This is a genomic window from Aestuariivirga sp. (assembly GCF_044238155.1).
Taxonomy (GTDB): domain Bacteria; phylum Pseudomonadota; class Alphaproteobacteria; order Rhizobiales; family Aestuariivirgaceae; genus Aestuariivirga.
Genome location: NZ_JBIIDX010000161.1, coordinates 1 through 7,708, shown reverse-complemented (window position 1 = coordinate 7,708; position 7,708 = coordinate 1). Strand labels below are relative to the sequence as shown.

At 67.2% G+C, this 7,708-nt stretch carries 11 protein-coding genes and 1 pseudogene; 11 read left to right on the top strand and 1 reads right to left on the bottom strand.

Annotation, left to right across the window (positions count from 1 at the left end; all coding sequences use genetic code 11):
- Window positions 1-429: LysR family transcriptional regulator (locus ACILRN_RS14515; protein ID WP_395689473.1), on the bottom strand; the 429-nt coding region annotated here is incomplete at its 3' end.
- 93 nt (window positions 430-522) lie between these two features.
- Here ACILRN_RS14515 and ACILRN_RS14510 point away from each other — a divergent pair.
- The 11 genes and pseudogenes from ACILRN_RS14510 to ACILRN_RS14460 form a co-directional block, all read left to right on the top strand.
- Window positions 523-1,113, top strand: coding sequence for a hypothetical protein (locus tag ACILRN_RS14510; RefSeq protein ID WP_395689471.1), 591 nt, complete (start codon window positions 523-525; stop codon window positions 1,111-1,113).
- On the top strand, window positions 1,043-2,278 hold the full coding sequence (locus ACILRN_RS14505; RefSeq protein ID WP_395689469.1) for a DNA-packaging protein: 1,236 nt from the start codon (window positions 1,043-1,045) through the stop codon (window positions 2,276-2,278). Before ACILRN_RS14510 ends, ACILRN_RS14505 begins: the two co-directional genes overlap by 71 nt.
- 9 nt (window positions 2,279-2,287) lie before the next feature.
- A complete protein-coding gene (locus tag ACILRN_RS14500; RefSeq protein WP_395689467.1) occupies window positions 2,288-3,415 on the top strand; it encodes a phage portal protein in 1,128 nt (375 codons plus the stop codon).
- Window positions 3,416-3,692: 277 nt separating this feature from the next.
- The gene (locus ACILRN_RS14495) at window positions 3,693-4,196 is read left to right on the top strand and encodes an HK97 family phage prohead protease (protein WP_395689465.1); all 504 of its coding nucleotides are present in this window, start codon (window positions 3,693-3,695) and stop codon (window positions 4,194-4,196) included.
- Window positions 4,197-5,417, top strand: a complete 1,221-nt coding sequence (locus tag ACILRN_RS14490) for a phage major capsid protein (RefSeq protein ID WP_395689463.1) — start codon at window positions 4,197-4,199, stop codon at window positions 5,415-5,417. It begins immediately after the preceding gene.
- Window positions 5,418-5,424: 7 nt separating this feature from the next.
- Window positions 5,425-5,991, top strand: coding sequence for a head-tail connector protein (locus ACILRN_RS14485; RefSeq protein ID WP_395689461.1), 567 nt, complete (start codon window positions 5,425-5,427; stop codon window positions 5,989-5,991).
- Window positions 5,988-6,392 carry a DUF3168 domain-containing protein gene (locus tag ACILRN_RS14480; protein WP_395689459.1) on the top strand — a complete coding sequence of 135 codons (405 nt, stop codon included), beginning with the start codon at window positions 5,988-5,990 and terminating at the stop codon, window positions 6,390-6,392. The genes ACILRN_RS14485 and ACILRN_RS14480 overlap by 4 nt, the downstream gene beginning before the upstream one ends.
- Before the next feature lie 12 nt (window positions 6,393-6,404).
- Window positions 6,405-6,818, top strand: coding sequence for a phage major tail protein, TP901-1 family (locus tag ACILRN_RS14475; protein ID WP_395689457.1), 414 nt, complete (start codon window positions 6,405-6,407; stop codon window positions 6,816-6,818).
- Between the two features lie 11 nt (window positions 6,819-6,829).
- The gene (locus tag ACILRN_RS14470; protein WP_395689456.1) at window positions 6,830-7,147 is read left to right on the top strand and encodes a gene transfer agent family protein; all 318 of its coding nucleotides are present in this window, start codon (window positions 6,830-6,832) and stop codon (window positions 7,145-7,147) included.
- On the top strand, window positions 7,144-7,329 hold the full coding sequence (locus tag ACILRN_RS14465) for a rcc01693 family protein (RefSeq protein WP_395689454.1): 186 nt from the start codon (window positions 7,144-7,146) through the stop codon (window positions 7,327-7,329). Before ACILRN_RS14470 ends, ACILRN_RS14465 begins: the two co-directional genes overlap by 4 nt.
- Window positions 7,326-7,708, top strand: a pseudogene (locus ACILRN_RS14460) (phage tail tape measure protein); the annotation flags it as partial. The gene ACILRN_RS14465 and the pseudogene ACILRN_RS14460, both read left to right, overlap by 4 nt.

Genomic DNA, 7,708 nt, shown 5'->3' with positions numbered 1-7,708 from the left:
GGAGGACTGCGAGAGCACGGTGAACTCGACCATCGGGTGGGCCTGTTCCATGGCGCGGGTGAGCAGCGACACCATGGGCAGGGCCGAGGGGATGACGCCGAGGACGAGGCGGCCCGACAGCTCGCCCTTCTTCGAGCGGATGACGGCCAGTTCCTGCTGCAGGGACTGCCAGTTCTCGAGCACCAGATGGGCCCATTTCAGCACGCGCTCGCCTTCCGGCGTCAGGCCGATGAAGCGCTGGCCGCGCTCGACGATGGGAACGCCCAGCTCCTCCTCCAGCTGGCGGATGCGCCCGGACAGCGTGGGCTGGGTGACGTGGCAGGCCTCCGCGGCACGGGTGAAGTGCTTTTCGCGTGCCAGGGCGGCAAGATACTGAAGCTGACGGATGTCCATGCCGGGCAGCAATAGACCGGCTTCGCGGCGCTGCAAGGGCAAAAGAAAATTCCTGTAAGCGGAAAATAGTCCTTGACAGCGCGCGCTCAATCGGGTAGGAAAGGGCATACTCCACAATTGGGTCATGAGATGAGCGGCGCAGGCGATGAACCGGCGCCCGCGGCCGTCTGGGCGCGGGTGCGGCAACGATATGAGGACGGGCTCGAGGCGGTGTCGGTCATTGCCGCGGATGCCGGGATCACACGGCAGGCGCTGGCCTGCCGGGCCCGTGCCGAGGGCTGGACGCTGCGCGGCGTGGCCAAGCAATCCCGCAAGCCGCAAGGCACGCGCGGCACGCTCAGCCGGTTCAAGGCGCTGCTGCAGCAGCGGCTTTGCGAATTCGAGGCGCAGATCGGGACGCTGACCGCCGAGGCCAGTGCGGCAACGAGCGAACGCGACATCCGCGCCATGAACACATTGGTGCGCACGCTGGAGAAGGTTCTTGAGCTCGAACGCAAGGAACGCGCCCGGCGCAATGCCAGGCGCAAGCACGACCGCCGCTTCGATGACGCCGAGCGTGAGGCGCTTGCGGACAAGCTTGCGGGATTGCAGCGCGAACTTGCAGCCGGGAGAGCCCGCCTGGCTGAGCCGTCAGCTGAGCTTGAGGCAGGTGAGGGCGCTGAACCGGGACTGGCGCAACTGGGGCCGGGATCTGCAGCAGATTCCGCCACAGGATCATGACTGGCGCAGCTGGCTCATTCTCGGCGGCCGGGGGGCCGGCAAGACGAGGGCCGGCGCCGAATGGGTGCGGGCGCAGGCGCTGGGCCTGTGGGTGGACGGCTTGCCGAAGGCGCTGCGCATCGCGCTGGTTGGGCCGACGCTGGCCCAGGCGCGCGCCGTGATGATCGAGGGAAAGTCCGGCCTGCTCGGCATCCATATGGAAGACGAGCGGCCGTGCTATGAACCCTCGAAGCGGCTGCTGACCTGGCCCAACGGCACGATCGCCCAGGTGTTTTCGGCCGATGAGCCGGACAGCCTGCGCGGACCGCAATTCGACGCCGCCTGGTGCGACGAGCTCGCCAAATGGCGGCTCGCCCAGGAGGCCTGGGACATGCTGGCCTTCGCGCTGCGGCTGGGCGAGGCCCCGCGCGCCGTGATCACCACGACGCCGCGGCCGGTGCCGCTGTTGAAGGCGCTGCTGGCCGACCCCGCCACGGCGGTGACGCGGAGCACGACTTTTGACAATGCCGCGCATCTGGCGAGGAGCTTTCTCGCCGATGTGACGGAACGCTACGGCGGCACCAGGCTGGGGCGGCAGGAACTGGGCGGCGAACTGATCGACGACGATCCGGACGCGCTGTTCCGCCGCGCGCTGATCGAGGAAAGCCGTGTGCGGCAGGCGCCCGAGCTCACCCGCGTGGTGATCGCCGTCGACCCGCCAGCGAGCCACGGGCGCAAGGCCAATGCCTGCGGCATCGTCTGCGCCGGGCTGGGTGTGGATGGCATCGCCTATGTGCTGGACGATCATTCGCTGGCGCGCGCCAAGCCGATGCAGTGGGCCGAGCGGGTGGTGGCGCTCTACCATGCGCGCGAAGCCAGCCGCGTGGTGGCGGAAGTGAACCAGGGTGGCGCGATGGTGGAGCAGATCTTGCGTGAGGTCGATCAGGGGCTGTCGTTCCGCGCGGTTCACGCCACGCGGGCCAAGCGGGCGCGCGCCGAACCGGTGGCTGCCCTCTATGAGCAGCGGCGGGTGCGCCATGTGGGAGCCTTTCCTGAACTTGAAGATGAAATGTGCAGCGCCATCGGCGAAGGGGGCAAAAGCCCGGACCGCCTCGATGCGCTGGTGTGGGCAGTGAGCGAATTGCTGCTGCGGCGGCGTGCCGAGCCGCGGGTGCGGGTGGTTTGAGGAGAGAGCATGTTCGAGAAACTGAAACGGCTGCTCACGCCGGAGGCCAAGCGCTCCGCCACGGCGCCGCTGATCGCGCTGCATCAGCTGGGTCAGCCGCAATGGACGCCGCGCAGCTACGAAAGCCTGGCGCGGGAGGGATTTTCCGCCAATGCGGTGGGCTACCGCGCCGTGCGGATGATCGCCGAGGCGGCGGCCTCGCTGCCGTGGCTCGTCTATGAGGGCCAGCGCGAGATCGGCGATCACCCGCTGCTGGGCCTGCTCGCCGCGCCAAACCCCGGCCAGCCGGGCCGCGAATTCGCCGAACAGCTCTATGGCTTCCTGCTGGTGAGCGGCAACGCCTATGTCGAGAAGGTGGAGATCGACGGCGCCCCGCGCGAACTCCACGCGCTGCGGCCGGACCGGATCAAGGCGGTGGCGTCCGCCAATGGCTGGGCGGAAGCCTATGAGTATTCCGTCAACGGACAATCGGCGCGGCTGGCGCGGGCTGGCGTTTTGCATCTCAGGCTGTTCAACCCGCTCAACGATTACTACGGCCTGTCGCCGCTCGAGGCGGCAAGCCGCGCCATCGACACCCACAACGCGGCCTCCGCCTGGAACAAGGCGATGCTCGACAATTCGGCGAGGCCCTCGGGCGCCCTTGTTTATGGCGCGGCGGACGGACAGCTCACGCCCGAGCAGTTCGAGCGGCTGAAGACGGAGCTCGAACAGAGCTACCAGGGCTCGGCCAATGCCGGCCGGCCGATGGTGCTGGAGGGCGGGCTCGACTGGAAGCAGATGGGCTACAGCCCGAAGGACATGGAATTCACCGAAACCAAGAACGCCGCGGCGCGCGAAATCGCGCTGGCTTTCGGCGTGCCGCCCATGCTGCTCGGCATTCCCGGCGACAACACCTTCGCCAATTTCATGGAGGCGAACCGCAGCTTCTGGCGCCAGACCGTGCTGCCGATGGCCAGCCGGATGGCCGAGGCGCTGACCGGCTTTCTCGGCGAGAAGCGGTTTCGCCTGGCGCATGACCTCGACCAGGTGGAGGCGCTGGCTGCCGACCGCGAGGCGCTGTGGGCGAGGCTGGGCAAGGCGGACTTCCTCTCGGACGAGGAGAAGCGCGCCGCCGTCGGCTACGGCGCGAAGGGGTAGGGCATCGGCTAATTCGCGGTTGGTTCCGCTTTAGCTCCGCCAGTCACGGCCTCAATGTCTTCTCCCGCTTCTTCAGCGGGAGAAGACGGGGACCCATTGCGAAGCAATGGGGAAGATGAGGGGAAAGTTTTCCTCACATCATCCGGGGCGCCAGGCCCTCACCTCCCCCAACTTCGTTGGGGCCCCTTCCTCTCCCGCGTTGCGGGAGAGGACGAAGGCGGGCGCGTTCGGATGACCGGCCGATGCCTCAGCATTTCTATTCGGAGACAACACAACCATGCAGACCCGCCGGGAGAAAAACCGGCTGGGGCAGCCGCTGTGCGCGTGCCCCGGCTCGGGCGTGTTCGTGGGTTATGCCAGCCTGTTCGGGCGGCGTGACCAGGCGGGCGACATCGTGATGCCCGGCGCCTTCACGGGTTCGCTCAAGCGGCGCGGGCCCGCCGATGTGCGCATGCTGTTCCAGCATGACGCCGCCGAACCAGTGGGAAGCTGGCTCGAGATGCGCGAGACCGACAAGGGACTCTACGTGACGGGCCGCCTCGAGCGCAATGTGCAGCGCGGGCGCGAGCTGTTCGCGCTGCTGGAAAGCAAGGGCCTCGATGGCCTGTCGATTGGCTTTCGCACGCTGAAGGCCAGGCGTGACCGCGGCCAGGCGGCGCGGCTCATCACCGAGATCGACCTGTGGGAAATCTCGCTTGTGACGTTCCCGATGCTGGAAGGCGCGCGGGTTTCGCATGTGAAGGCCGCCGCGGAGAAATTCTTCAACCATGGAAAGGGATGAATGATGGACACTGGACTGGAGACCAAGGTTGCCTTCGGCGACATGATGCAGGCCTTCGAGGCTTTCAAGGAAGCCAATGACGAGCGGCTTGCCCAGATCGAGGCGCGGATGAGCGCCGATGTGGTGACCGCCGAGAAGGTGGACCGCATCAACCGCGCGGTGGATGAGGCCAAGGCGCGGCTCGACGAGCTGACGCTCAAGGCCCGGCGGCCGCTGCTGTCCGGCGAGGCCGATAAGGCGCCGCTGGCGCGCGAGCACAAGCAGGCCTTCGACAGCTATGTGCGCAAAGGCGAGGCGCATGGCCTTGCGGCGCTCGAAGCCAAGGCGATGTCGGTGGGCTCCAACGCTGATGGCGGCTTCCTGGTGCCGCCGGAGGTGGAGGCCGAGATCGGGCGGAGGCTTTATGCCAACTCGCCGATCCGGGCGATCTCTAGCGTGCGGCAGGTGTCGGCCTCGCTCTACAAGAAGCCGTTCTCGACCAATGGTCTTGCCACCGGCTGGGTGGGCGAGACGGCGGCCAGGCCCGAAACCGCCTCGATCACGCTCGCCGAGCTGAACTTCCCGGCGATGGAGCTCTATGCCATGCCGTCCGCCACCCAGACGCTGCTCGACGACGCGGCGGTGAACATCGACCAGTGGATGGCCGAAGAGGTGCAACTGGTGTTCGCCGAGCAGGAAGGCATCGCCTTCACGACCGGCAATGGCGTGAACCGGCCGAAGGGCTTTCTCGACTACACCAAGGTTGCGGACGCCAGCTGGACCTGGGGCAACCTCGGCTATCTCGCGACCGGCGTGGCCGGGGCGTTTGCCGCCGCCAACCCCTCCGACCGGCTGGTCGACCTCGCCTACAGCCTGAAGATCGGCTACCGGCAGAATGCCAGCTGGGTGATGAACCGGAAGACCCAGAGTGCCATCCGCAAGTTCAAGGACACGACGGGCAGTTATCTCTGGGAGCCGGCGGCACGGCCCGACGGAAAGGCGACGCTGATGGGCTTTCCCGTCACCGAGGCGGAAGCGATGCCGGACATCGCCGCCGATTCCTTCGCGCTGGCTTTCGGTGATTTTGCCAGCGGCTACCTGGTGGTGGACCGCATCGGCCTCCGGGTGCTGCGCGATCCCTATTCCGCCAAGCCCTATGTGCTGTTCTACATGACCAAGCGCGTGGGCGGCGGCGTGCAGAACTTCGAGGCCATAAAGCTGATGAAGTTCGGCGTGAGCTGATACACCCATGCCAGCGATCATCGTTGCGGGGCCGGCCACTGAGCCGGTGACGCTCGCCGTGGCCAAGGCGCATCTGCGCATCGGCCATGCCGAGGAGGACCAGCCCATCGCGGCGCTCATTGCCGCCGCGCGGCGCGTGGCGGAAGCACGGACGGGACTCTGCTTCATCAAGCAGCGGTGGCTGTGCCTTCAAGACCGCTGGCCGGAGGATGGCATCGTGGCGCTGCCTGTAGCGCCGCTGGCCACCATCGCCGAAGTGGCGGTGTTCGCGGCGGACGGCAGCAAGTCGGTGGTGGGGCCGGAGCTCTATGAAACGGACCTCGCCTCGCGGCCGCCGCGGATCGCGCGGAAAGGGATTGCCGCCTGGCCAGCGCCGGGCCGTTCCTTCAATGGCATTGGCATCACCGTGGATGCCGGTTTCGGCGTGACCCCGGACAGCGTGCCGGAACCGTTGCGGCAGGCGATCCTTCTGCTGGTGGGGCATTGGTATGCGCACCGGGGCGACGACAGCGCGCCGCAACTGCCAGCAAGCATTGCGGCGCTGCTCGCACCCTTCCGCGAGGTGCGGCTGTGAGTGGCGGCCTCGAAGTTGTGGCGGCCGTCCGTGCGGCGCTGCTGGCGCATGCACCGCTGACCGCGCTGCTGGGCGGGGCGCATGTCTATGAAGAGCTGCCACGCGGCGCGCCGGCGTGCTTCATCGAGGTCACGGAGGTTGAAACCCGTGACTGGAGCACGGCGGACAAAACCGCGCATGAGCATTTTCTGACACTTGCCGTGCGCACCAACAGCCGCAGCCGCGCGCTGGCGCAGAAACTGTCAGGCGAGATCGAGGCCGCGCTCGACGGCGCCGCACTCGCAGTCGAAGGCCACAGGCTGGTGAGCCTGCGGCTTATTTTCCAGACCGTTGCACGGGGCATCAACGCCCCTGCATTCGGCGCGCGTATGAGGCTGCGCGCCGCGACGGAACCACTTTAGGAGAGGCACATCATGGGCGCACAGCGCGGGCGCGATCTGCTGCTGAAGGTCGACGCTACTGGCACGGGCAGCTTCCAGACGGTGGCGGGCCTGCGCAGCAATTCGATCAGCTTCAATGCTGGTGCGATCGACATCACCCACCAGGAGTCAGCCGGGCAATGGCGCGAACTGCTGACCGGCGCTGGGATGAAGTCGGCTGCGATCCGGGGCTCCGGCATCTTTCGCGACATGGCCTCAGATGCCACCATCCGCGGCTATTTCTTTTCCGGCACCATCCGCGAATGGCAGATCATCGTTCCGGACTTCGGGGTGATCGAGGGCCTGTTCCAGATCGCGAGCCTCGAATTCAGCGGCCGCCACGATGGCGAGGTGAGTTTCGATCTGGCGCTGGAATCGGCCGGTGAACTCGCCTTTACGGCGCTGTGAGGGCGAAGATCATGACCAATCATCACCGTGGCGAGATCGAGGCCGAATTGTCGGGCAGGCGCTATGTGCTGTGCCTCACCCTGGGCGCCCTTGCCGAGATCGAACATGCCTATGGCGGCGAGGACCTGATCGCGATCGCCGAACGCTTCGAGGCTGGCCGCATCACGGCCACCGACGCGATCCGCGTGATCGGCGCCGGGCTGCGGGGTGCCGGCAATGGGGTGAGCAATGAGGAGGTGGCGGCAATGACGACAGCAGGCGGAGCTGCCGGATTTCTAGACATCGTGGTGCGCCTGCTCCGCGCCACCTTCGCCGGGGCAACAGCATGAGCCGGCGCTTTCCCTGGGCCGCCTACATGGCGGCGGGGCTTGGCCAGCTGCGTCTGCCGCCTGAGGCCTTCTGGGCCGCAACGCCGCGCGAAATTGCCGCCGCCTTCGCGACAACAGGGCGCGACACCCTGAGCCGCAATCACCTCGACGACCTGTTGCGACGCTATCCGGATAAGCCATGAGCGAGACTTTTGACGGACTGAGCCGCGAGGCCGAGGGCCTCAGGACCCAGATGCAGGACATCGACCGGCTGGCGGAGAGCGCGGGCAACCGTCTGGTCACGGCCTTTGCCAGTGCGGCGCTGCACGGCCGTGGCCTGTCGGACACGATGAGGGGGCTGGCACTGTCGCTCTCGCGGCTGGCGCTGTCGCAGGCGCTGCGGCCGCTTGGCAATCTGCTGGGAGGGCTGGCTGGAAACATCCTGCCCAATGCGATGGGCAATGTGATTGCGGGCGGCAAGGTCTTTCCCTTTGCAGCGGGCGGCATCGTCAATGCGCCGACCCTGTTTCCGATGCAGGGCGGCATGGGGCTGATGGGCGAGGCCGGCCCCGAGGCCATTCT

Coding starts and splice junctions, on each gene's coding strand:
- ACILRN_RS14510 (WP_395689471.1), top strand. CDS start 523: ATGAGCGGCGCAGGCGATGAACCGGCGCCCGCGGCCGTCTGGGCGCGG.
- ACILRN_RS14500 (WP_395689467.1), top strand. CDS start 2,288: ATGTTCGAGAAACTGAAACGGCTGCTCACGCCGGAGGCCAAGCGCTCC.
- ACILRN_RS14495 (WP_395689465.1), top strand. CDS start 3,693: ATGCAGACCCGCCGGGAGAAAAACCGGCTGGGGCAGCCGCTGTGCGCG.
- ACILRN_RS14490 (WP_395689463.1), top strand. CDS start 4,197: ATGATGGACACTGGACTGGAGACCAAGGTTGCCTTCGGCGACATGATG.
- ACILRN_RS14485 (WP_395689461.1), top strand. CDS start 5,425: ATGCCAGCGATCATCGTTGCGGGGCCGGCCACTGAGCCGGTGACGCTC.
- ACILRN_RS14475 (WP_395689457.1), top strand. CDS start 6,405: ATGGGCGCACAGCGCGGGCGCGATCTGCTGCTGAAGGTCGACGCTACT.
- ACILRN_RS14470 (WP_395689456.1), top strand. CDS start 6,830: ATGACCAATCATCACCGTGGCGAGATCGAGGCCGAATTGTCGGGCAGG.
- ACILRN_RS14465 (WP_395689454.1), top strand. CDS start 7,144: ATGAGCCGGCGCTTTCCCTGGGCCGCCTACATGGCGGCGGGGCTTGGC.